The organism is Sphingopyxis sp. OAS728 (genome assembly GCF_014873485.1).
In the GTDB taxonomy this organism is placed as follows: Bacteria; Pseudomonadota; Alphaproteobacteria; order Sphingomonadales; family Sphingomonadaceae; genus Sphingopyxis.
Genome location: NZ_JADBDT010000001.1, coordinates 2,648,243 through 2,671,770 on the forward strand (window position 1 = coordinate 2,648,243; position 23,528 = coordinate 2,671,770).

At 64.3% G+C, this 23,528-nt stretch carries 19 protein-coding genes, 1 tRNA gene and 2 pseudogenes; 10 read left to right on the plus strand and 12 right to left on the minus strand.

Going from position 1 to position 23,528, the window contains the following annotated elements:
* Window positions 1–152 precede the first annotated feature (152 nt).
* Window positions 153–800, plus strand: a complete 648-nt coding sequence (locus GGC65_RS12355; protein WP_192647439.1) for a TetR/AcrR family transcriptional regulator — start codon at window positions 153–155, stop codon at window positions 798–800.
* Here the strand turns inward: GGC65_RS12355 and GGC65_RS12360 are convergent.
* Together GGC65_RS12360 and GGC65_RS12365 are read right to left on the minus strand one after the other, a co-directional pair.
* Window positions 757–1,986 carry a M20 family metallopeptidase gene (locus tag GGC65_RS12360; protein WP_318780160.1) on the minus strand — a complete coding sequence of 410 codons (1,230 nt, stop codon included), beginning with the start codon at window positions 1,984–1,986 and terminating at the stop codon, window positions 757–759. The genes GGC65_RS12355 and GGC65_RS12360 overlap by 44 nt on opposite strands.
* On the minus strand, window positions 1,983–2,987 hold the full coding sequence (locus tag GGC65_RS12365; RefSeq protein ID WP_192647440.1) for an NADP-dependent oxidoreductase: 1,005 nt from the start codon (window positions 2,985–2,987) through the stop codon (window positions 1,983–1,985). Before GGC65_RS12365 ends, GGC65_RS12360 begins: the two co-directional genes overlap by 4 nt.
* A 132-nt stretch (window positions 2,988–3,119) precedes the next feature.
* Here GGC65_RS12365 and GGC65_RS12370 point away from each other — a divergent pair, with 132 nt between their 5' ends.
* Together GGC65_RS12370 and GGC65_RS12375 are read left to right on the plus strand one after the other, a co-directional pair.
* Entirely contained in the window at window positions 3,120–4,079 is a 960-nt protein-coding gene (locus GGC65_RS12370) for a PLP-dependent cysteine synthase family protein (RefSeq protein WP_192647441.1), read from the plus strand.
* A 224-nt stretch (window positions 4,080–4,303) separates the two neighbouring features.
* Entirely contained in the window at window positions 4,304–5,029 is a 726-nt protein-coding gene (locus GGC65_RS12375; protein WP_192647442.1) for an alpha/beta fold hydrolase, read from the plus strand.
* 99 nt (window positions 5,030–5,128) lie between these two features.
* On the opposite strand, the gene GGC65_RS12380 is transcribed toward GGC65_RS12375, so the two are convergent.
* Window positions 5,129–8,602 carry an indolepyruvate ferredoxin oxidoreductase family protein gene (locus GGC65_RS12380; protein ID WP_192647443.1) on the minus strand — a complete coding sequence of 1,158 codons (3,474 nt, stop codon included), beginning with the start codon at window positions 8,600–8,602 and terminating at the stop codon, window positions 5,129–5,131.
* A 38-nt stretch (window positions 8,603–8,640) separates the two neighbouring features.
* Here GGC65_RS12380 and GGC65_RS12385 point away from each other — a divergent pair, with 38 nt between their 5' ends.
* Genes GGC65_RS12385 through GGC65_RS12395 form a run of 3 tightly spaced genes read left to right on the plus strand, consistent with a single transcriptional unit; the run spans window position 8,641 to window position 10,453 of the window.
* Window positions 8,641–9,207: an Lrp/AsnC family transcriptional regulator gene (locus GGC65_RS12385; protein WP_318780161.1), complete on the plus strand. Its 567-nt coding sequence runs from the start codon at window positions 8,641–8,643 to the stop codon at window positions 9,205–9,207.
* 59 nt (window positions 9,208–9,266) lie between these two features.
* Window positions 9,267–9,749 carry a YbaK/EbsC family protein gene (locus GGC65_RS12390; protein ID WP_192647444.1) on the plus strand — a complete coding sequence of 161 codons (483 nt, stop codon included), beginning with the start codon at window positions 9,267–9,269 and terminating at the stop codon, window positions 9,747–9,749.
* A gap of 47 nt (window positions 9,750–9,796) precedes the next feature.
* Window positions 9,797–10,453: a GntR family transcriptional regulator gene (locus GGC65_RS12395; protein ID WP_192647445.1), complete on the plus strand. Its 657-nt coding sequence runs from the start codon at window positions 9,797–9,799 to the stop codon at window positions 10,451–10,453.
* Window positions 10,454–10,494: 41 nt separating this feature from the next.
* Here GGC65_RS12395 and GGC65_RS12400 read toward each other — a convergent pair whose 3' ends face one another.
* From GGC65_RS12400 to GGC65_RS12420, 5 genes are all read right to left on the minus strand, one after another.
* Window positions 10,495–10,866 (minus strand): RidA family protein, encoded by a 372-nt coding sequence (locus tag GGC65_RS12400; RefSeq protein ID WP_192647446.1) that lies wholly within the window; start codon window positions 10,864–10,866, stop codon window positions 10,495–10,497.
* Window positions 10,867–10,913: 47 nt separating this feature from the next.
* Complete coding sequence (locus tag GGC65_RS12405; RefSeq protein ID WP_192647447.1) at window positions 10,914–13,202, minus strand: TonB-dependent receptor; 2,289 nt, start codon at window positions 13,200–13,202, stop codon at window positions 10,914–10,916.
* Window positions 13,203–13,216: 14 nt separating this feature from the next.
* Window positions 13,217–14,557, minus strand: a complete 1,341-nt coding sequence (locus GGC65_RS12410) for an MFS transporter (protein ID WP_225940799.1) — start codon at window positions 14,555–14,557, stop codon at window positions 13,217–13,219.
* A 93-nt stretch (window positions 14,558–14,650) separates the two neighbouring features.
* On the minus strand, window positions 14,651–15,760 hold the full coding sequence (locus GGC65_RS12415; RefSeq protein WP_192647449.1) for a dipeptidase: 1,110 nt from the start codon (window positions 15,758–15,760) through the stop codon (window positions 14,651–14,653).
* A complete protein-coding gene (locus GGC65_RS12420) occupies window positions 15,646–16,809 on the minus strand; it encodes a pyridoxal phosphate-dependent aminotransferase (RefSeq protein WP_225940800.1) in 1,164 nt (387 codons plus the stop codon). Before GGC65_RS12420 ends, GGC65_RS12415 begins: the two co-directional genes overlap by 115 nt.
* A 1,067-nt stretch (window positions 16,810–17,876) precedes the next feature.
* Here GGC65_RS12420 and GGC65_RS23585 point away from each other — a divergent pair.
* Window positions 17,877–17,930, plus strand: a pseudogene (locus GGC65_RS23585) (hypothetical protein); the annotation flags it as partial.
* Window positions 17,931–17,953: 23 nt separating this feature from the next.
* Here GGC65_RS23585 and GGC65_RS23405 read toward each other — a convergent pair.
* Together GGC65_RS23405 and GGC65_RS12430 are read right to left on the minus strand one after the other, a co-directional pair.
* Window positions 17,954–18,284: pseudogene (locus GGC65_RS23405) on the minus strand (ParB/RepB/Spo0J family partition protein); the annotation flags it as partial.
* A 406-nt stretch (window positions 18,285–18,690) separates the two neighbouring features.
* Window positions 18,691–18,764, minus strand: a tRNA-Gln gene (locus tag GGC65_RS12430).
* 155 nt (window positions 18,765–18,919) lie between these two features.
* On the opposite strand from GGC65_RS12430, the gene GGC65_RS12435 reads away from it, so the two are divergent.
* Together GGC65_RS12435 and GGC65_RS12440 are read left to right on the plus strand one after the other, a co-directional pair.
* Complete coding sequence (locus GGC65_RS12435; protein ID WP_192647451.1) at window positions 18,920–20,215, plus strand: FAD-dependent oxidoreductase; 1,296 nt, start codon at window positions 18,920–18,922, stop codon at window positions 20,213–20,215.
* Window positions 20,212–20,622, plus strand: coding sequence for a DoxX family protein (locus GGC65_RS12440; RefSeq protein ID WP_318780162.1), 411 nt, complete (start codon window positions 20,212–20,214; stop codon window positions 20,620–20,622). The genes GGC65_RS12435 and GGC65_RS12440 overlap by 4 nt, the downstream gene beginning before the upstream one ends.
* 3 nt (window positions 20,623–20,625) lie before the next feature.
* Here GGC65_RS12440 and GGC65_RS12445 read toward each other — a convergent pair whose 3' ends face one another.
* Window positions 20,626–21,882, minus strand: coding sequence for a dipeptidase (locus GGC65_RS12445; RefSeq protein ID WP_192647452.1), 1,257 nt, complete (start codon window positions 21,880–21,882; stop codon window positions 20,626–20,628).
* A gap of 78 nt (window positions 21,883–21,960) precedes the next feature.
* On the opposite strand from GGC65_RS12445, the gene GGC65_RS12450 reads away from it, so the two are divergent.
* Window positions 21,961–23,136, plus strand: a complete 1,176-nt coding sequence (locus tag GGC65_RS12450; RefSeq protein ID WP_192647453.1) for an acyl-CoA dehydrogenase family protein — start codon at window positions 21,961–21,963, stop codon at window positions 23,134–23,136.
* Here the strand turns inward: GGC65_RS12450 and GGC65_RS12455 are convergent.
* Complete coding sequence (locus GGC65_RS12455; RefSeq protein ID WP_192647454.1) at window positions 23,133–23,450, minus strand: metalloregulator ArsR/SmtB family transcription factor; 318 nt, start codon at window positions 23,448–23,450, stop codon at window positions 23,133–23,135. The two genes, GGC65_RS12450 and GGC65_RS12455, sit on opposite strands and share 4 nt — an antisense overlap.
* Window positions 23,451–23,528 lie beyond the last annotated feature (78 nt).

The following is a 23,528-nucleotide window of genomic DNA, read 5'->3' on the forward strand; positions in this document are numbered from 1 at the left end:
CTATGCCAGCAGGCCCACGCGCGGCGGTTTTGCCGTTGCGATCGCCGCCGCGGTCATTCACGGCGAATTGCTGGCAGGTGTTTGCCCCAATCGCACCGAGCGGTCTGGAGCGGAGGATCGATCGCTGCTACGCTGGCGCCGAAGGATTTCAGATGTCGAAAGCCGACACTATCGATGCGCTGCTCGAAAGCGCGACGCTCTCGTTCGCACGGGACAGTTTCTCCGGCGCCTCGCTGCGCGAAGTGGCGGCCCGCGCCAATCTGGCTCTCGGCACGATCCATTTCTACTTTGGGTCGAAGACCGAATTATATGCGGCTGCGACCCGAAAAATCTGGCTGGAAATCAGCAACGAGCGCGACGCGCTGCTTGCCCGCGCGCTCGAAGACGGTGCCACAGGCGAGACACTCCTGCGCGAATTGGTGCGCGCGCTTGGCGAGCCGATCATCCGGCGCGCGCTTGGAACGGACGAGCGCGAGCTTGCCCAGCTCAAGGTCGTACGTGGGCGGGTGCCAGACGAGCAGGGCGGCGAGCTCGACCGTTCGGCGGGCCGGTCGGTTGCCCGCTGGATCGACGCGCTGGCCCAGGCCTGCCCCGGGCTGTCGCGCAAGGATCTGGTCTGGACCTATTCCTTCATTCTCGGGGTCATATGGGGATGGCAATCGATCGACCATCGCTATGACGATATGATGCACGACGATCTCACCCGGACGCCCGAAGACGCCATGACCGACATCGTCGAGTTCGCGACCGCCGGAGTCAGTGCGCTGGTGGCTCTGCGCGCTCATCCGCCGGAGGATTGAAGCGCTCGGCGAGGTAATCGAGCGCCAGCGCCGCGTGGAGCGCCGCACCGCGTGGCAACACGGCCTCGTCGAACATCAGGTCTCCCGAATGCAACGCGCAGCACGCCGCGGACACGTCCCCGCCCTGCCCCGCACCGATCATGAACATCGCCCCGGGGACCTTCTCGAGCACATAGCTGAAGTCCTCGGAGTTCATGTAAGGTTGCGGCAGCGTCGACCAGCCTTCGGCGCCGAACAATCGTTCGACGGTCCGCCGACCGTGCTCGGCGGCGCGGGCGTCGCAAATGGTTGCAGGAAAGCCGTCCCGATAGTCGACGCGGGCCTCAACGCCATGCGCAGCGGCGATGCCTGCGACAAGCCGACGGATTTCCGCTTCCACCGTTGACCGCGTCTCCGCCGAGAGCGCCCGCACGGAGACGTCGAGCACTGCTTCTTCCGCGACGATATTGTAAGCCGTCCCGGCGTGAATCTGGCCGACGGTCACGACCGCGCCGTCGAATACGTCGAGCCGCCGCGTGACGAGGGTTTGCAGGTGGATTGCGATCGAGCAGGCGGCCGGCACCGGGTCGCGCCCGCGATGGGGCGTCGACGCATGCGCCCCCCTGCCGGTGACGGTGATCGTAACATGGTCGGCGGACGCGAGCAGTGGGCCCTGGCGTCCGCGCACGAGGCCGAGGGGAACATCGGGCGCTATATGCAGGGCGAACGCCGCATCGGGCAATGGATCGATCAGCCCGTCATCGAGCATATGCCGCGCCCCGTGATAGCCTTCCTCTCCCGGCTGGAACATGAGGAGGACGCTCCCCTGCATCGCGTCACGCCGCTCCCAGAGAAGATGCGCGGCGCCGACGAGCATCGCCGCATGCGCATCATGGCCGCACGCATGCATCACGCCATCGATCGTGGAAGCATAGTCAAGCCCCGTCCGCTCGTGAATCGGCAGCGCGTCCATGTCCGCGCGCAAAAGTACGACCGGGCCGGGCTTCGCGCCGTCGATCCGGGCGACAAAGCCGCTCGTCGACCCGCCTTCGCGAAACGTCAGCGGGAGCGCGGCGAGCGCCTCGCGCACCTTGCGTGCGGTGAGCGGGTTCTGGAGCCCCAGCTCGGGTTCGCGGTGGATCGCCCGGCGGAGATCCACCATGTCTCCCGCGACCCTGTTCGCGGCGCCGAGAAGATCGCGGGTCACAGCTTAACGAGCATCTTTCCGGTGTTCCGCCCCGAGAAGAGTCCGATGAAGGCCTCAGGCATCGTCTCGATCCCCTCGCTCACCGTCTCGACGCTTCGCACCTCGCCGCGCGCGATCATGCCGCCCATGTCCTCGTAAAAGACCGGAAGCTCGTCGGCGAACTCGCCGAAATACATACCCTCGAGGCGGATGCGCGCCTGGATGATCCGGCGCGAGTTGCGCAGTTCGAGCGGCTGGTTTTCATTATAAACGCCGATCATGCCGCACATCGCGAAGCGCGCATGCGGGCGTGCGCAGGCGAGGGCCGCGTCGAGATGATCGCCTGCGACATTGTCGAAATAGACATCGATGCCCTCGGGCGCCGCCTCGCGAAGGCTTTCCAGCACCGGACCCGCCTTGTAATCGATCACCGCGTCAGCCCCGAGGCTCTTCACGAAGGCGCATTTTTCCGGACCGCCCGCAGAGCCGATCACGGTCATCCCGCGCGCTTTACCCATTTGCACGACCGCCGAGCCGACGGCGCCCGCGGCTGCCGACACGAACATGATGTCGCCCGCTTTTGCGCCAGCAGTGCGGAACAGCGCAAAATAGCCCGTTCCACCCGGGATACCGAGATTGTGGAGCCAGACCTGCTCTTCGACGCCAAGATCGGGTAGGACGAAAGGCGCGACGCCCTCCTTGGCCCCGAGCGACGGGTCGACAATCGCTTCCTCGCGCCAACCTTCGGAATGATAGACCCGGTCGCCGACCTTGAAGGCGGCATTGCGCGTTTCGATCACCTCGCCGACGGCGCTTCCGTACATCGGCTCGCCAATCTGGAAACAGGGCGCATATTTGATCTCTTCCATGCGAGCGCGCATGTAGGGATCGACCGAGAGCCATGTGTTGCGCACTCGAAACTCGCCTTCCTTCAGCGGGACGGCAGGCAGATCGATCAGTTCGAAATTCCCGGCAGTGGGCAAACCGGTGGGACGACGGACGAGACTCCAAGCACGCGACATGCAGCTGACCTTTCTGGCAGGGCTGGGAAAGCTTCAGCATATGAACGGACCGGACACTGTAAATTCGATCTGCCGGACGTTTGACCAGCAACAGGGGTTGCGCACCGCGAGCGAGACCGCAAAGCTTCGCCGATGACGAAATCGGACCATGAAGGGCGCGCGCCCGCCGTAGCGAATAGCAGCCTCGACCTGATCGGCCGGACGCCGCTCGTTGCCCTCGACCGAATTCACCGCGGTCCCGGCCGTATCTTCGCAAAAATGGAGTCGATGCAGCCCGGCGGCAGCATGAAGGACAGAGCGGCGCGGGCATGCATCGACCTGGCCCGGACGCGGGGCCATCTCGCCGAGGGCCAGCCGGTCGTCGAGATGACGAGCGGCAACATGGGCGCGGCGCTCGCTGTCGTATGCAATATGCTCGGCCATCCCTTTCATGCCTATATGTCGGTTGGCAACAGTCCCGAGCGCGCCAAGATGATGCGTGCGCTGGGGGCCAAGGTTGTTCTGGTCCCGCAGGTCGACGGCAAGCCGAGCATGGTCACAGGCCAAGACATTGCGGCCGCGGCCGACCGGGCCCGCCGGGCGGCAGAGGAAATGGGGGCCTATTTCGTCGACCAATTTGCGAACGAGGGCGTCGTCCTCGCGCATCAACTGGGCACCGGCCCCGAGATTGAGGCGCAACTCGGCATGGCGCCCGACGCCTTCGTATCGGTCGTCGGGACCGGCGGCACATTCATAGGGGTTGCCCGGCACCTCAAATCCGTCGCGGCGGAGACGGTCTGCGTCGCCGTCGAACCGGCGGGAGCGGAAGTGCTGGCCGGAAAGGTCGTCGAGAAGCCGGCGCATCAACTGCAGGGCTCGGGATATGCCATCCGCCCGCCGCTGTGGGACGACAAACTCGCCGACCTCTGCCTCTGCGTCACCGACGAGGAGGCAACCGATTTTCGGGCGCGCCTCGCGCGCGAGGAATCCATCTATGCGGGGTTCACGGCAGCGGCGAATATATGCGCCTCCGTCAAGCTGCTGCGATCGGGAATTCTTGCCGAAGACGCCGTCGTCGCGACGGTGATCTGCGATACGGGTCTCAAATATTGACCCGGCGAGTTTCGCCAGGACAGCCGTCCCCACTTTCGTCCCTCGCCTCCGAGGCGGTAGGCCGGAGGACGTTTCTCGCCGCCGCCGCCGCAACCGCCGTCGCTGGTTCGGCGGCGCATTCGGAAGCGTTCGAGGCGAGAGAAGGCGGCCATGGTTTATTTGAAAAGGATGTCGAAATGCTCGGTGCTCGGCGGATAGGTGATGGCCCGGTCAAGGCAATCGTAATGAACGACTGGATCGGCGACACCACGACATGGGACCCGTGCCTGCCCTATCTCGACAAGCACGCGGCCGAGTGGATTTTCGCGGATCTGCGGGGATATGGTCGATCACGCCATCTCGCCGGACCATTTGATGCACTGCAGTCGGCGTCGGACATCGCCGCGCTTGCGGACGGGCTCGGTGTCCCGCGGTTCGTCATCGTCGGCCATTCGATGAGCAGCATCGTCGCGCTCCACCTCGCGCAGTCCCGGCCCGAGCTTGTGCAAGGCGTGGTGCTGATCACCCCGCCCCCCTTCACTGGCGGTGCCCCCGCGGACATTATCGTAGGAGCCAAGGCGATTGCGCACGCCGACGACGAAGGCCGCCGCGAGGCGCTTCGTCAGATGTGGGGTGACCGGCTTTCGAACGAGTGGATCGACTTCAAGGTCGCCCGCTGGCGCGAGGCCGCCGCGCCCGAGGCAGTCGCTGGCTATGTGGACATGTTCGCGCGCGTCGGCCTTCCTCTCGGGACGAGGCCCGTAGCCGCTCAGGTCGTCGCGATCGTCGGCGAAGTCGACCCGAACCCGATGATGCGGCCTGCCGCAGTCGGAGACGCTCTCGCCCCGATTCAGTCCGGGGCACGGCTCATTCCGATCGCCGATGCCGGCCATTATCCGATGCAGGAAGCGCCGCCCCTCTTCGCCAAACTCATAGCCGGAGCGGTTACGGAGATCGCGGCTCCGGCTTGACCGCGCCGCACGGCGATCGCCCGCCGTGTGCCGCGATCGCCGGCGTCGCACCGATGCGGGCCGACGCCCGCGCGCCGGCCTCACCGCAAATTTCGCTGATCAGGCTTGCTCCGTGACCGCTATGCGCGCTTGCGGCTGAGATGCCCGTTCGATCTTGCTGCGAAGCGATGAGCGCTGGAGACGATAGCTGACGATCGCTGCCTCCTTTACGGAGCCGAAGCCGCGGATCATGTCGGGCAGCGCGGCCAGCTCGATCATCTCGTCGATATTGTGATCGGATAGTTCAGCGATCATCCACCGCACCGTCTCGAGATATTCGTCGCGAAGCATGCGCTCGGTCCGTCGCTCGGATGTCCGGCCGAAGGGATCGAACGGCGTGCCCCGTAGCTTCTTTGCTCTTGCGAGCAGGGCCATTGCGGTGAATATCCAGGTGCCGAAACGCCGCTTGCGGGGCCGACCGCTATTGGGATCTCGGCGCGAAAGCAGCGGCGGTGCGAGATGCACGGACAGGCGGCGATAGTCCGAGAACTGGTCCTTGAGGCCCGCAAGGAAGGCGGGCTCGCTGTACAGGCGGGCGACCTCATATTCGTCCTTGTACGCCATGAGGCGATAGGCCTGAAGGCTCGCCGCAGCGACAAGCTTTCGGCCGCGCTCGCCATAGGACGCCGATGCGGATTCGAGCCGCCGCATCAGGCCGGAGTATCGCTCCGCATATCGGCGGTCCTGATAGTGCGCGAGGTCGCGGGCACGCGCGAAGGTCGTATCGTCATTGCCAGCTGCTTCGACGATATCGTCTTGAAGACCTGCGACCTGTTCCACCCGCGCAAGATCGATCGCGGCGAGACGTCCCCAGTCGAAAGCGCGCTTGTTCAGGGCAACGGCAGCGCCATTCGCCGCGATGGCCGCATCGATCGCACGCCGCGACAGCGGCACGAGGCCCTTCTGCCAGGCGTAACCGACCATGAGAAGATTGGCCGCGATGTTCGATCCGAACAGGCCCTCGGCAAGGCAAGTCGCACGCAGCGCGAAACCGCGGCTGCCCGCACGCTCCATCATATGTTTCGTCATGTCGGCGGTGGGGAGCGCGGCATCGCGATCGGTGACGAAATCGGCGGTCGGCGTCTCGTCGACATTCAGCACGAGTGCGCCTCGATCCGAAAATTTGCGCTGCGCGTCGGGACTGCTGGCAACTACGCTGTCGGTGCCGATCAGAAGATGTGTCTCGCCGCCACCGATGCGAACCGCATGAAGAGGGGCACCGGCCGGCCGGATACGGACCTCGCTAACGACAGCGCCGTTCTTCTGCGCCAGCCCGGTAAAATCGAGCACACTCGCCTCGAGCCCGTCAAGATGGGCCGCCGAACCCAGAAGCGCCCCGACGGTGAGCACACCAAGCCCTCCGATCCCGGCAACATAGATATTATAGGCCGTGTCCACGCCAGGCAGGGCGGGATCGGGTAGGGCCGAAAAATAGCCGCTTTCAAGCGCCGCGATCCGCTCGGGGTCGGGACGCCGCACTACCGGCTCATCGACTTCAACGAAGCTCGGGCAAAATCCCTTGGAGCAGGAGAAGTCCTTGTTACAGGCGGACTGGTCGATGCGCCGCTTGACGCCATCCCGGGTCGGCAATGGCTGGACTGCGATACAATTGGACTGGACGGAGCAATCGCCGCACCCCTCGCAGACCCGGGGATTGATGAACAGGCGGCGCGGCGGATCGGGATAGGTACCGCGCTTTCGGCGTCGCCGCTTCTCGGCAGCGCATGTCTGTTCGAACACGATGGCGGTGACGCCGGGTGTCTCCCGCAGGCGCCTTTGTATGGTGTCGAGTTCGGCACGGTGCGCGACCGATACCGACCGCAAATGCCGCCACTTTCCAGGGTCGTCGCTGACCAGCCATATGTCGTGCACGCCTTCGGCGGAAAGCTGGTCGACAATACGCGCTGGGTCGATCGCGCCCTCGGCCGGCTGCCCCCCCGTCATCGCGACCGCGTCATTATAGAGGATCTTGAAGGTGATGTTCGTGCCGGCCGCGACCGCCGCGCGGACCGCAAGCAGTCCGCTATGCTGATAGGTGCCGTCGCCGAGATTCTGAAAGATATGGCGTGTCTGCGAGAAGGGCGCGGCGCCGACCCACTGCAGACCTTCGCCGCCCATCTGGCTGAAGGTGCTGGTCTTGAGCTTAGGCACCGACAAGGCCATCACATGACAGCCTATGCCGCCGCCCGCGATCGAGCCTTCGGGAGTCGCCGTCGAACTGTTGTGCGGGCAGCCGGCGCAAAAGAAGGGCTTGCGCGAAGGAAAGCCAGCCCGCGTTGTCTGCTCCGCCCTCGCCTGCCAATCGGCGAGGCGTCGTTCGAGGTCGCCGGCGTCCTTGCCGAGCCGGGCGACGAGCGCCTTGGCGACGATCAGCGGCGAAAATTCCGAGACCGCGGGGAGTAAAGGCCTGCCTTCGGCACCGGTCTTTCCGGTCACTTGCGGCCGCGGCCCCAAGGTGTTGAAGAGCGACGTCTTGATCTGGTTCTCGACGGTCGGGGACTTTTCCTCGACGACGAAAATCTCGTCGGCGCCGAGGGCAAAGTCGAGAAGGGGGTCGGCAGCCAGCGGCCAGCTCATCCCGACCTTATAGACCGAAAGTCCGAGGGCTTCCGCCCGCTCCGCGTCGATCCCTAGATGCGCGAGAGCCTGCATGAGATCCTGGTGCGCTTTGCCCACGGTCACGATGCAAAAGCGCTTTCGCCGGCTCGCGATCACGGGGCGATCGATGCGATTTGCGGCGGCCCAGGCGACGGCGGCCGGCAGCCGCTCATCGAGGAGCCGCCGCTCATACTCTGCGCGCTCGCGCGGCCATTCGATCGACGGATCCCAGTTAAGCCCGTGGGCCGGCCGAGCGCCCTCAGGGGCGAGGAAAATCGGCGAGGATTCGGGGAGATGGAATGACGCCGCCGATTCGACCACCTCGGCGATGGTTTTCATCGCGACCCAGAGACCAGAAAAACGCGAAAGAGCAATGCCTGCCAGACCGAGCGAAAGTATCTCCTCGACATTGGCTGGCTGAAGGACCGGCATATGCACGGACTCAAAAATTCCGTCGGTCTGATGCGGAAACATCGAAGATTGGGCGGCATGATCGTCGCCTGCTACCGCGAGGACACCGCCGAGCGCCGAGGTGCCGAGCATATTGGCATTGCGAAAAACGTCGCCGCAGCGATCGACGCCATTACCTTTGCCGTACCAGATGCCGAATACCCCGTCCGCGGCAGACGCACCGAATGCGCGGTGCATCTGGGCGCCCCAGAGCGCCGTCGCGGCGAGATCCTCGTTCAGGCCGGGCTGGAACAGGATGTCGTGCGCAGACAGGACTTGCTGCGCCTTCCACAGCTGCTGGTCATAGGCTCCCAGCGGGGAACCGCGATAGCCCGATATCAGTCCAGCCGTCTTGAGGCCGCGCTTCCGGTCGAGCCGGCGCTGCATGAGCGGAAGCCGGACGAGTGCCTGAATCCCGGTCAGGAATACCCGGCCCGCTTCCCGGTTGTAGTTCGCATTCAGGTCGAGCCCGTCTACCGCATCCATCGTAACCTCCATGAGGCGCGAATAGCATCGAGCGGATAGTGAGTGGGACTATTCTAACCATCAATACCAAATTTTTTGAGCAACTATTGCTAATAATCTCGATATCTGTAGAAAATATTTCTCAAGCTTTCCGAAGGGATCCAGTGCCAGACCTTGACAGCTACGACCGCCGGATTCTGCAGCATCTAACCGACGACGGCAGGATGACATGGAGCGATCTTGCCGATGCCATCGGTCTGTCGCTTACGCCGACCATCCGCAGGGTGCGCCGACTGGAGGAGGCGGGATTTATCGCCGGATATTCGGCGCGCCTCGATGAGCGAAAGCTGGCAGGGGCGATGAGCGTGTTCGTATCGGTAACGCTTGAGAAGCAGGTGCGGCTTGCGCTCGACGCGTTCGAGGCAGAGGTGTCGGTCTTGCCCGAAGTGATGAGCGGCTTCCTCATGTCGGGCGGGTCCGACTATCTACTGCGATGCGTGGTGCGCGATCTGGAACATTATCGCGCCCTGCTCGAGCAGCTTACCAATGCTGCTGGCGTTGCCCACATCCAGAGCAGCTTTGCGCTCAAGGCCTTCATCAATCGCTCCGCGCCTATCGTCCGGTAAGCCGTTGACCGGTCACCCCGCTTCGATTATTATAGATAATCTATAATATGCGAGGAATTATGAAACCTGCCAGCTCGTCCTCCGCTCTTCGATATCAGGAAGAAATCGGAAGCGAATTCATTGTCCTTGAGTTTGACGAAAGTACGCGCAGCGCCGCCGAGGCAGCAGCAACGATTGGTTGCCGCGAGGAGCAGATCGCCAAATGCATCGTCCTTCGCGGCAAGACGTCCGACACCTGCATCCTCGCCATCGCGCCCGGCCCGTCGCGGATCGATATGGCGAAAGTCGCGGCGATCGTCGGCGAACCGGTAACACGGCCAGATGCTGCGTTCGTGCGCGAGCGCACCGGATATGCGATCGGCGGTGTTCCGCCGATTCCGGCGGAGCGCGGCGTGACGACACTGGTCGCCGCAGCACTGGCGGATGTGTCACCGCTCTGGGCGGCGGCGGGAACGCCGAACGCCGTTTTCACACTTACCTATGAGCAGCTTTGCGCGGTGACCGCGGGCCGCGAAGTCGACATTCTTGCGGATGCTCCCTAGGATCGCCGCAACGCCAACCCTTCCGTCTTGCGAGGATATGCAAATCGATGCTGCAAAGCGCCGCCACCGCAGAGGATGATCGGTCGATCGCCGGAGAGATTGCGCGCAGCTTGGCTGCGCAGATCGTCTCGGGCACGCTGGAGCCCGACGCGCGCCTCCGTCAGGATGATATCGCGGCGAGCTTCAAGGCAAGCCATGTGCCGGTCCGCGAGGCGTTTCGCCGACTGGAGGCGCAAGGTCTCATCGTCGTCGAACCGCGGCGGGGCGCCCGCGTTGCGTCGCTCGACAAGACCGATATCGTCGAAGTGACCGAGATGCGCGCCGCACTCGAACCGATCGCGCTTCGCTACGCCCTGCCTTTCATTACGGCGGACGATCTCGCGCAGGCGCGGCTCGAGATGGCCGCCTGCGACGAAATCGACGATATCGCGGCGTGGGAGAGCGCCAATCGCCGATTCCACGCCGCCCTTTACGCGCCGTCGCGGCAGAAGCGCTTGCTGGCGACGATCAACGATCTTCACCAGGCAAGCGCCCGTCACCTCTTCGCCACTTGGGAGCGGCTCGGCTGGCAGGATCGATCGAGCGCCGAACATGCCGAGATTCTCGATGCGGTCGAACGCGGCGATGGCGAGGCCGCCTGCGCTATCCTGACAACGCACATCCGTGAGGCAGGCTTGGCGCTTGCCGCGACGATGGCCGAATAGCGTTGCAGATGCCGCCGTAGCGCTTAACTTACGTTCCTAGCTCAACTCTTTGCGCGAGCGATAGCGTCCAACTCCACGCGTGCCCCGAATGGCAGGCTGGCGACACCTATCGCGGTCCGGGCAGGAAAAGGCGCTGCAAACCGCGCAGCATAAGCCGCGTTTACCGCGCCATAGTCCGACATGTCCGTTAGATAGATGCCAACGCGGGCGATATCAGCAAGGCTGCACCCCTCTGCGCGGAGCACCCGCTCGAGATTGTCGATCGCGTTCCGCGTCTGCGTTTCGATATCGGGAGGAAGCGAAGCCGACCCCGGCACGAGCCCGATCTGTCCGCTCAGCAGCAGTAAAGAGCCGACGCGGGAGACCGGGGACAGCGGTGGTATGGCGAACGGGCCCGGCTGGGAACTGGTCAAGTTCAATCCTTTCGGTAACCCCGGGCCGAGGGCCCGGGGTACGTGCATCAGAAGCGCGTCGTTGCGCTGATCCCTATGGTGCGCGGCGTGACATAATAGGTGTACCGGCCGGGGGTGAACGGCGGATTCCAGAAGACCGTCGTGATTCCGCGCTTGTCGAAGAGATTTCGCGTGAAGATCGACACCGTCCAGTTCGCTGCATCGAGTTCGGCGCGGAAGTTGACGAGCGAATAGTCTGGAATGGCCACGAAGCCGGGGTTGGGCGTACCCGTTATCGCGCCCGTCGCCGTGTTCGTCAGGAACGGATTGAAGATGTTCCGGCTCTTCCCGACATATTGGAACTCAGGATGGAAGGAGAGCGTGAGGTCATCCCCCAGGGGCACCGAATAGTCGGCGGACAGGTTGATGGAGGCCTTGGGCACATAAGGCAGCTTGTCCCCCGCATATCCGCGATTGTTGATCCCGGGGTTAAACGGCTGGTCTTCGGTCAGGCGAGCGTTGGTCGTGCCGAACGTGGTCCTGAGGTCGAGGTTGCTCGTCGGTCGGCCGGTGATTTCGAGTTCGACGCCGTCGACCCGGGCCTTGGCGGCATTCGAAATAAAGCGGAACAGCCCGCTCGGCGTCGTGCTCTGAACCTGGATATTATCCCAGTCCATCCGATAGACGTCGAAGTTGACGGTGAGCTTGCGCCCGAACCACTGCGTCTTGAACCCGGCTTCGTAATTGGTGACGAGGTCGGGCCCGAAGCCTGCCGGGATCGTCGGCTCGGTCGCGATTAGCTGGTTGACGCCGCCGGCGCGAAATCCTTCGCTGTAGGTGGCGTAGAGCAGGATGTTGTCCTTCGCCTCCCAAGCCAGATTGAAGCGCTTCACGAATTTTTCACCCGAGAAGGAGCGACCGGTCCAGACTTGCGGCACCGGCATGCCGCCGGTGTTGATCCGCGCACTGTTCGCGCCGTCGACGTTGAATTTGGCCCAGCGGCCGCCTGCTGTCAGCGTGAGCGAATCGAAAAATTTGTACGAAGCCTCGCCGAAGACCGCGATCTGCTCGAGATGCGAGCGCACGAAACGATCCTGATAAATGGGATATCGGTCGGTCGGCGTCCCGCCCGGTCCGACAAAGCCGACACGGCTCTCGGTAAAGGCCTTGCGGTCCTGATAGTAGGCACCGATCGTCCATTGCAGCGGACTGTCGGGTTCGGGCGCGTTCAGCCGAAGCTCGAACGTTGGAGCCTTGGTGGTTTGCGGCTGGAGGATGTCGCCCGTCGCCACATTGGGCTCGCCCGGCTGCTGCGGCGCGACGCCTTGCGCGGCCGCAAAGGCCCAGGGAATTGCCAGATTGGGATAGGGAAGGTCGTAGTTGAGCTTGCGGTCATAGTAAGATGCGTTGACCGTCAGGTCGGCGAAATCGAACGCGTATCGCGCCGTCGCGCCAACGAGGATGTTGCGATCTTCGAGCGGATCGAAGGCCGGAACGTCGGACTGGAGCCCGCCGAGCGAAGTCGTCACATGGTTGCCGGCGTCATATTGCGCGCGGTTGACGAGACCGAGAAGCTCGAGCGAGAACCGCTCGCCCGGAGCGAATTTCAGTGCAAGGCGCGCGCCTTCATTGTGGCCACGGTTGATATTGGCGATGCCGAGCGTGCGGTTGTCGATATAGCCGCCCTGCGTCTCGTGCCAGCCCACCAGGCGGATGCCGAGAACATCGCGGACGAGAGGCAGGTTGAAGACGGCATTGATGGCTGAATTGGGCCGTCCGTTGCTGACAGCTGCCACCTCGGCCGACAGGTGAGCCGACGCCTCGGCGAGATCGGGCTTGTTGAAAATCGTCTGCAGCGTACCGCCCTGCGACCCGGCGCCGAACAACGTGCCCTGCGGTCCGCGCAGAATCTGCACCTGCGCAACGTCGATCAGCTTGAAATCGGGCGAGAAGCGGCCTGCATCGTTGGTCGCGCCGGGCGAACTCGTGATCGCGAATTCATCATAATAGATGCCGACCTGACCTTCGCCGGAGCCGACGATCCCGCGGATGATCGGACGGCGCGAACTCGGTCCATTGTCGATCAGCGTGAACCCCGGCACCGAGGACGCGATGTCGATAAAATCGCGCACCCCGGCGCTGCCGAGATCATCGCCCGAGATTGCGGCGACGCTGAGCGGCGTCTTGTCGAGACTCGTATCGCGCCGCAGCGCCGTGACGATAATTTCATCGGGCGCTTCCTCAGCCTCAGGGGCCGTTCCGGCGCTATCCTGGGCATAGGCGCTTGCAGGCCAGGCCAGCGCCATCATCATCGCCGCGCGCGCGACATGGTTTCTCCGAAGCTTGAACTGACGCATCACTGATACCCCTCTTAAGAACGATGAACCTTGGGCTGTCCGTCGCCGATACTCACTGGAGTCCGGACGAGCCTGCGTGAGGCCGCGAGCGCGGCGAGAGCGGCACAGCATGCGAACATGATGTACCAAGCGGGAGAAGCGGGGTTGCCAGTCGCGAGGGTCAGCGACGTCGTCGCAAACGGCGCGAGACCGCCGAAGGTCGCTCCGGCGACACTGTGGCTGATCGCCATGCCCGTGGACCGGATTTGCACCGGGAACAGGCGTGCGAGCGCGGCCGGCGCAGGGCCCGTGAAGGCGGCGATCGGCACCGCGATGGCAAGCTGGACGGCGAGGAGCCGCGCGGCCGACGGAGCCGCTGCCAGCCATTCAAGCGCCGGAAGCGACCCTAAAAGCAGGACCAGTGCTGCGGTGGTTTGCAATGAAATCGTACCGATGCGGTCGGCGAGCAGGCCGAACAGCGGCGTCAGGATAAGGACGAGCAGCAGCGTGATGCAGTTGGAATAGAGCGCATCGGCCTGCCCGATTCCTAGGACGGTGACCGCATGGGTCGGCATGAAAATGAGGAAGAAATTAACAAGGACCGCCCAGCAGGTGAACAGACCGAAACCGACGAGCAGGTCGGCCCGATTGTCGCGAAGCAGGATGCGGACCGGGTGCGCTGCGAGCGGAGCTTGCGCGCGTGCCGCCTCGAATTCGGCGGGCTCATGCGTGCGGCGACGGATGTAGATGCCGATCGGGGCGATCATCAGCCCGGCGAGGAAGGGCACGCGCCAGCCCCAGTCCAGCGCCTGCTCGGGCGTGAGGAAGCTGGCGACGGCCGCCGCGCTCAGCGAACCGAGGAGCATCGCGAGGGCTTGGCTCGCCTGCTGAAAGCTGGCGGCAAAGGCGCGGCGGTTCGGAGCCGCATGCTCGAAAAGAAAAGCCGTAGCGCTGCCCATCTCGCCGCCTGCGGAAAAGCCTTGGAGCAACCTCGCCAGAACGATGACGATCGGGCCGACAATGCCGGCCCGCTCATAGGTTGGGGCGAGGCCGATCGCGGCCGTGCCGAGCGCCATCGTCGCGATCGTGATCGTCAGCGCGGCCTTCCGGCCGCGGGTGTCGCCGAGCGAGCCCAGCACGACGGCACCCACGGGACGGATCACGAAGCCCAGGCCATAGGTGCCCACGGCGAACAAAGTAGCCACCGCCGCATTGCCCACGGGAAAAAAGAGCGTCGCGATGATCGTCGAATAATAGCCGAACAGAGCGATATCGAACCACTCGAGGACGTTGCCGGCGACCGCCGCGGCGATCGGCCGGACGCGCGAGCTGGCCGCCTCCGCTGCGGCGGGCGCGCTGACTCGGGGCCGCGTCAAATCGTCCAAAAGGACCTCCATCTCCAGCCCGCACGTCACCCTTCCCGGAATCAGGCTTCCGGGTGAGGCATGCGGTTGTTTCAATGACTGCCTTCAAGCAGCCAGTTTCAGGTAATTTCCTCCCAGAATTCCCATCATCTCGGTTTGCGAGAAGCCCTTGTCCTCCAGGCACTGGACAAGGTCGGGCAGTTGTTCGGGTTGCAGGAAGTCCCACGGCGGCGGCGGGTATCCGCGAGGATAGCGCGCCGGATCGAAGAAGCCGTAGTCGCTGCCTTCCAGCAACATGAAGTCCACGCCAAGGCCGACCTTGTCGGCTCCAATCAGCGATGCGATGTGCGCCGCCTGTTCGGCCATAGCGCGCGGAATCTCCTGTGCGGCCGCGCCGAGGAACATGCCGACGCCGCTAATGCCGACATAGGCACCCGAGCGGCCGGCCTCGCGCAGCAGATCGTCCGAGATATTGCGCTCGTGATCGAAGAGCGCGCGGGCATTGGAGTGGGAAAAGACGGGCGTTCTCGTCAGTCCCGTTGCGAGCGCGTCATAACTCGTTCGCTCGCCGCAATGGCTGAGGTCGACAATCATTCCCGCCGCGTCCATTTCGCGCAGAAGCCGCCCGCCAGCAGCGGTAAGCCCAGCGTCGCGCGGCTCGTGGCAGCCGTCGCCAAAAGTATTCGCCTGATTGTAGGCGATGATCGCGCGATCGATTCCGGCTGCCTTGAATGCAGATACCAGCGAGAAATCGGTGGTGAAGGGCGTCGCGGTCTGGAAGTGCAGCGAAACGGAGAGCTGACCCGCCGCTTTTGCGGCAAGAATGTCCGCAGGCGACGCGGCGTGCCGCAAGGAATCAGGCGCGCGGCGCAGTTCGGAAAGCAAAAAGCCGACACGAGAGAGCGCGGTGAGCGCATCGTCCTTCCCGGCCGCCGCGGTTACCGAAATATGGTCGAAGCCCGACGCGTGGAAACGGCGCAGCGTTTCGACGAGGTCGGCACCGGGCGGGAGGAAATGCGCGGTCCATGGCAGCAGACCGTCGCACACCGGCGTGTCGGCGAGCCATGGGCGCGCATCGCGCCATGCGCGCGAGGGGGCCTTCACGCCGCCGCCTCCAGGGCGCGCAAAACCTTGCCGCGCAGCCCTTTCAGACGTTCGACGGGCTCGTTCGCATAGACAAAACGGATATAGTCGCTGCCATGCATAGCGCCCCATCCCCTCATCGAGGTTGCACACACGCCTTCGGTCAAAAGGCGGTCGGCCATGACATCGCCGTCGATTCCGAAGTCGGACACGCGAAGCATCATCGACCATCCTCCTGCCGGGACACCGAACGGAAGCCCGGACAGTTCGGCCGCGATGAAGTCGGCGCGCGCTTCGAGCTCGGCGACATAGGAGGGGAGCGTTTCGCGTGAATTACGGAGCGCGATGGCTGCCGCATCCTGCGCAATGCCGACCGGGACGACGACATTGGCGAGCGATACGGCGACAAGATCCGGCACATAGGCCTCGGGCGCTACGATCCAGCCCACGCGCCAGCCGATCATGCGCAGTTCCTTGGACGCCGCGCCGATACAGATCGTTCGTGCGGCCATGCCATCGATCCCGGCCGGGTGAAGAACGCTTCGCCCCTTGAACAGCAGTCGCTCCATCGCGGCATCGACAATGAGAAGCAGATCGTGCGCTATGCACAGGCGCGCGACTTCCGCCCAATCGGCTTCATCGAGGATGGCACCGCTCGGCATGGAGGGCGACATCAAAAGCATCGCGCGCGTGCGCGGCGTAACTGCCGCTGCCAGCGCGGCGCGATCAAGGGTCCATTCGGTGCCCGGATTGAAGCGGAAGGGCACGCTCACTGGCGTACCGCCGGCAAGCCTCACACGATTGAGCAGTCCGGCATAGGTGGGGTCGGTGACGATGACCTCGTCGCCGACCTCGACGGTTGCCAGCAGCGTGTTCAGCACGCCCGACAGTCCGCCTGCGGATATGAGGACGTTATCCCGCGAATAGGTGATGCCGGACAGGTCCGACACGTGGCGGGCGGCCGCATCTCTGAGATCGTCTTGCCCGACGAACGGAAGATAGGAATTCGCAGCGTCTTCGAAAGCTGCGCGCCGCGTCCGCTCGATGACCTCTGGTTCCGGCGGAATATCGGTATCGAGATTTTCCAAGCGCAGAAGGTCGCGCCCCGACCCGTCGGCGATCGCACCCATGCGATCGACGCCGATGCCGGCAATGAAGTCGAGGCGTGCAGGTCTTACCAAGGCCAACTCCGAATCATAGATAATATATAATCTGGTTTCGTAATCGGCTCGCTTTGTCTTTGCAATAGCCAACACGTCGGCCGCGCAGCGATCTGCGCCGACCGAACGGCCCGCTCAGGTACGAGGTTCGGACCTCCTCGATTTGCCGCGATAATTCAGCCTGTTCGCACCTGTTTCAGTCCCGCGACAGACGCCCGCCCTTCCCTTTCATTCGGAGGTCCGGCCTCAGCGAGCCTCGGGCGCTCACGCCGACTTGCCACTTTGATCTCTTTATGTTCTCATCGGCCGATGGATAGAATCGATACCGCACGAGTCGCGACGACCATTCGAGATGGCAGCGAGCAGCAGCGACGCCTCCCATCCTGACCAACTCAGCCTTTTCTCGTGACGTGAGCGGGTGGGACGCGGATGGTAGCCGGCGCGCCTCGACCGTCTTCGAAGCCGCTGCCTGGTTTCAGGCCGTCCAGCCGGTCTGCCGCTGCGGACATGCCGCAAGCTTCAACCCATATGGGCTCTGGTGGCTGTTTCACCGGCGTCTCTGGAATGACGAGTTGCGAAATGCCAGGCACCGCTTCCACTGCGGGCACTGTTTCGCCGCCAAGGCCGAGCGGGTCCGCCCGCTGAGGATAGACCTAGTCGCGCCGCGCGACGGCGACATCGCACTGCCGATGCCCGCGGAGCGCGAATGGAACGGGCCGTAAGCCGGTTTCGGGCCTGACGACCTGATCAGGTGTCAATCTGGTTCCATCTCCACGGAGAGCGGCCTTTACGCATCGATTCAGACCGTTACGAGAGGCAAACCGATAGAATCGCCGCTCGAAGGATAGCGGAAACGGCGGCTACGTGCGGCGACAGGACCGGTCGGCATTGTCCCACATGCGCCTTGGCCGGACAGGAACCGGCGACGGCGCCCTTGGAGCGGACCGCGGGCAAGCGGGTCGGGACCCTTCCGGCGGCCGAACGACGATGTGAAGCATTTTCATCTTACGGAGGAACTCGCCCACGAAATTTCCGATGCTAGGCAGGAGGAGCGGTTGTTTGCCGCGCTTGCACATGCTGCAGGGCGCATGGGGTTCGATCATTTCGCGCTATCGTTCGACCGGCGCGGCGGTAGCGAACGGGGTTCGATGCTCGTGCACAATTATCCCGGCGCTTGGACGCGCTTGTCCGAGGCGCGCACCCTGTCCTCGGTCAGCCGCGCGCGAATGAACCAGGGCTGCTGGGTCGTCCTCGATTGCAGCATCTCCCAGACCTGTTCCTGCCGCGCATGGTCGCTCGCGACCGAGAAGGCCATGAGTTGTTCGAGCGTCATGCCGTCCTCGGCATAGACCTCGTGCAGCTTGGGCGAGACCGACGCGAGCTTGAGGCGCTGCTTCACCACCGCCGGGGGTGACCATGAACGTCGCGGCGATCGTCTCGATGTCGCTCCCCTGACCGACGAGCTTCTGCATCGAGCGGAACTGGTCGAGCGGATGACCTCGCGCAGCGGCATAATGGCGACAACGCGGCGCAGCGCTTCGATTTCCGGGACCCATCGCCTGCCATTTGCGGCGAAAAATCCGTCTCACGTAACGCGGGCGTTCGACGACTAGATTGGCGTCGTCACCAGTGACTGGCGTCTGTTAATGTCGGCGACGGCGGCAGTTTCATAATCCAGCGTCTGGCAATCGGGCGACAGACTGGCCTCCAGCTCCGTCGACGAGCGAAACTCGGTTCGGCGCGATTCACCGCTGCCTAAATCCAAGAGACTTTTGACGATAAAATTTTAGATGCCGCGGCGACCGAGAATGGGCGCAGGAACGAATGAGGGAGCAATTGAGGGAGGAGGTCGAGCGACCAACCAATTTTATTGGTTAAAAACAACACGTTAAACAGAAGAACTGGATGCCCCGCGAGGATTCGAACCTCGATAGGCGGTATCAGAAACCGCAGTCTTACCATTAGACGACAGGGCAGCAGAGGCGGGCCCAATATGATTGCGCGGCCGCGCTGTCAAGGCCGCAGCGACGACCCGCACAAGTCCGCTTGCCCTGACGCATTTCGCCGCTAGCATCGCCGCATAACAAGAAGGGGGCCGCGCGCCCGCGCGGACACCCGAAGGAGTGGGTTGATGCGTCATGTCGCGATCGTCGGGTCGGGCCCCGCGGGTTATTATACCGCCGAAACATTGCAGAAAGCGGACGATATCGCGGTCGACGTCATCGACCGCCTTCCCGTCCCTTACGGCCTGATCCGCACCGGGGTTGCGCCCGATCACCAGTCGATCAAGGCGGTGTCGCGCCGCTACGAGGGCACCGCACTCACCGACAATGTCCGCTTCGTCGGCCATGTCGCAGTCGGCACCGACGTGACGATCGACGAGCTGCTGACCCTTTATGACGCGGTCGTCCTTGCGACCGGGGCGCCCAACGACCGGCCGCTCGACATTCCCGGCGCCGATCTCACCGGGGTGATCGGCAGCGCGGCCTTCGTCGGCTGGTATAACGGCCACCCCGACTTCGCCGGGCTGAACCCGCCGCTCGATTCGCCCGGGGTCGCGGTGATCGGCAACGGCAATGTCGCGCTCGACGTCGCGCGGATCCTCGCCAAGACGCGACAGGAATTTGCCGGCAGCGATATCGTCGCGCACGCGCGCGATGCGCTGGAGGCGAGCGCGGTGCGCCATATCCAGATCCTTGGTCGCCGCGGCCCGCACCAGATCGCGATGACGCCGAAGGAGCTCGGCGAACTGGGTCACCTCGAACGCGCCAGCCCCCGCGTCGATCCCGCCGACCTGCCGCCCGAGGGCGACGATGCGATGCTCGAACCCGGGATGCGCAAGTCGGTCACGCACCTGCGCAGCTTTGCCGCGAACCCCGTCGCCAAGCCGGTAACGATCGATTTCGATTTCTTCGCGATGCCCGTCGCGCTCGAAGGCGAAGACGGCCGCGTCCAGCGCGTGATCGTCGAACGCACGAGGCTCGATGCCGACCTGACCAGCCACGGCACCGGCGAAACCTATGCGATCGACGCCGGCCTCGTCATCAGTTGCATCGGCTATCAGACCCCGCCGATCCCCGGCGTCCCGTACGAACATGGCCGCGGCCGCTTCGCCAACGACGACGGCCGGATCCTGCCCGGACTTTATGCGGTCGGCTGGGCGCGGCGCGGGCCGTCGGGAACGATCGGCACCAACAAGCCCGACGGCGCGCGCATCGGCGAGATGGTAATCGAGGATATCGGCCGCGGCGCGGGCAAGGCAGGGCGTCCGGCGCTCGACGCGCTGCTCGCCAGCCGCGGGGTCACCCCCGTCACCTTCCGCGACTGGCGCAAGATCGAGGAGGCCGAGGTCGCCGCCGCGCTCGACGGCAGCCCGCGCGAGAAATTCACCAGTATCGAGGCCATGCTCGCCGCGATCGGGCGGTGAGCCCGAACCGGGTAGGTATTCGGGCGGCGCTGCGCTGGCTGCTCGCGATCGCTTATGTCTATGCGGGTTATCGCCACCTCGCGACCCCCGCGCCTTTCCTCGCGATCACCCCGGCATGGGTACCGCAGCCGAACTTCGTCGTCGCAGCGACCGGCATCGCCGAAATCGCGGGCGCGCTCGGATTGATGATCCCGGCGACGCGCAAGACCGCCGGCTGGGGCCTCGCGCTCTATGCCCTCTGCGTTTGGCCGGCGAACTTCCACCACGCGCTCGCCAATGTCGCGATCGGCGGCGAAACACTAAGCTGGTGGTACCACGGCCCGCGCCTCGCCGCGCAGCCGCTGATCATCTGGTGGGCGCTGTGGGCGGGCGGCGCGACCGACTGGCCGTTCCGCCGCCGCACCTGATCCTTATTTCGCGACCGGCGTCTCGATCGGCGGCTGGCCCTTCTGGCTCGCCGCATAGGCCTCGACCGCCTTCAGCACGCGCAGCATATTGCCGCTCGAAATCTTCTCGAGCTCGGCCTGCGTATAGCCGCGCCGCGCGAGCTCGGCGAACAGCCGCGGATATCCGGTGACATCCTCGAGCCCGACCGGGGTCGCGTCCATCCCGTCATAATCGCCGCCGATCCCGATATGGTCGACGCCGATCGTCTTCTTGATATGGTCGATATGGTCCGCCGCGATCCCGATCGGCGTCTGCGGCGCCGGGTTCGCTGCGTCCCACGCTTTCAGCGCCGGGGCGACGGCATCGGGATTGCCGACATACAGCGCATCGAGCCGCGCCTTCTCCGCCGTCCGCGACAGACCATGTGCGCGCAGCTTGGGGTCGAGGAAGGCGGCATAGAGCACGACCATCACGACGCCGCCATTGGCCTTCACCGCAGGCAGCACGCTGTCGGGCACGTTGCGCGGATGATCGTTGACGCCGCGCACGCCCGAATGGCTGAACATCACCGGCGCGTGCGAGACCTCGAGCGCATCCTTCATCGTCGCTTCGCTGACATGGCTCAGGTCGACGATCATGCCGATGCGGTTCATTTCGCGAACGACCTGCTTGCCGAAATCGGTCAGCCCGTCATGCTGCGGCGCGTCGGTCGCGCTGTCGGCCCATGGCGTGGTCTTGCCGTGAGTCAGCGTCATGTAGCGCGCGCCCATGCCATAAAGCTGGCGCAGCACGGCAAGCGACGATCCGATCGACTGGCCGCCCTCCATGCCAAGCATGCCGGCGACCTTGCCCGCCTTCATCTGGCTTTCGAGTTCGGCCGAAGTCGATGCAAAGCCAAGATCGTTCGGATAGCGCGCGATCAGCCGCTTCGCGACGTCGATCTGCTCGATCGTCTGCTGCACCGCCTCCTGCTCATTCGTGTTCGACGGCACATAGACCGACCAGAATTGCGCGCCGACATGCCCCTTGCGCAGCCGCTGGATGTCGGTGTGCATCACCGTTCCGTCGGGCTTGGGTTTGGTGGTGTCGTTAAAATCGAAGCCGTTGATCATATTGCCGACCTGCCCGCGGAGTTCCCACGGCACGTCATTATGCCCGTCGAACACCGGCGCCTTCTTGAGCGCGGCTTCGGCAACCGCTTCGGGCGACTTTTGTGCCATGGCGGGAGTGGAGATCAGGGCGAGAGCGGCGAGGCCGGCGAGCAGGGTGGGCTTGTTCATGGCGCGCGACCTTAAGTCGTTGAGCGGACGGCGCAAGCCTCACTTGACGTACCCGTCAACGCCGCGCAGCATCGCGCCATGACAGCCTTCGACGACTGGCGCGCCCGATCGCCCTATTATGACGAAACCCACGAAGCGTTGGCGCAGAGCGTGCGCCGCTTCGTCGCCCGCGAGATTGCACCGCACATCGACCGCTGGGAAGCCGAAGGCGAACTGCCGCGCGAACTGCACAGGAAAGCCGCAGAGGCCGGCATCCTCGGCCTCCGTTATCCCGAACAATATGGCGGGCACAGCGAGGGCTTCGACAATTTCCACGGCCTCGTGCTGACCGAAGAGCTTGCCGCGGTCGGCGCCGGCGGGCTTGGCGCGTCGCTGATGACGCACGGCATCGGCCTCCCCCCGATCCTTGCATTAGGCTCGGAGGAACTGAAGCAGCGCGTCGCGCCGCCCGTGCTCGCGGGCGACAAGATCATCGCGCTCGGCATCACCGAAGCCGGCGGCGGCAGCGACGTCGCCAACTTGAAAACCACCGCAGTTCGCGACGGCGACCATTATGTCGTCAACGGCGGCAAGATGTTCATCACCAGCGGCATGCGCGCCGACTGGCTAACCTGCGCCGTGCGCACCGGCGGGCCGGGGGCGGCGGGCATCTCGCTCCTCCTGATCGACATGGCGAGCCCCGGGGTCGAACGCACACGGCTCGACAAGATGGGCTGGCGCTGCAGCGACACCGCCGCGATCCATTTCAGCGACGTCCGCGTTCCCGCCGAAAACCTCATCGGCCCCGAGAATGGCGGCTTCATCGGCATCATGCGCAATTTCAACAGCGAACGGCTCGGCATGGCGATGGGCTGCTGCGCCTACGCCCGCGTCGCGATGGCCGAAGCCGCCGAATGGGCGCAAAGCCGCGAGACCTTCGGCAAGCCGCTCGTCGGCCACCAGTCGATCCGTATCAAGCTCGCCGACATGGAGCGCCAGATCGAGACGACGCAGGCATGGGTCGACCTCTGCGCCTGGCAGGTCAAAACCGGCAAGGACCGCCCCGCCGACTTCGCGATGCTCAAGGTACAGGCAACGCGGATGCTCGAAGCCGTCGCGCGCGAGGCCGCGCAGATACTGGGCGGCGCAAGCTATATCACCGGCAGCAAGGTCGAACGCATCTACCGCGAGGTCCGTGTCAACGCGATCGGCGGCGGCAGCGAGGAAATCATGCTCGACCTCGCGGGCCGGCAGTTGTTCGGCGGCAAGCGCTAACCCTCGTCGCGCCGCTTGTCGGCCAGCGCGCGCGATTCGGCCTTCAGCGGGCGTGATACCGGGCAGACTTCCTGCACATAGCCGTTGAGCACATTGGTAAGCGCTTCGGGGACGAGGCGGTAAAAGACGAACTGACCGCGCTTCTCGCTGGTGATCAGCCCTGCATTTTCAAGCACCGACAGATGCTGCGATACCGCCGGTTTACTCATTTCGAAGCGCCCGGCGATGTCGCCGGCGCTCAGTTCGGCGTGCGCCAGATAGGCAAGAATCTTGCGCCGCGGCGTCGACGCCAATGCCTGAAAAACCCGTTCCATCTTCCCAAAATGGGGACCGCAACCCGACTTGACAAGCAATAATTTATTTAAGTAATTACTTATTTTCTTTCGAATGAG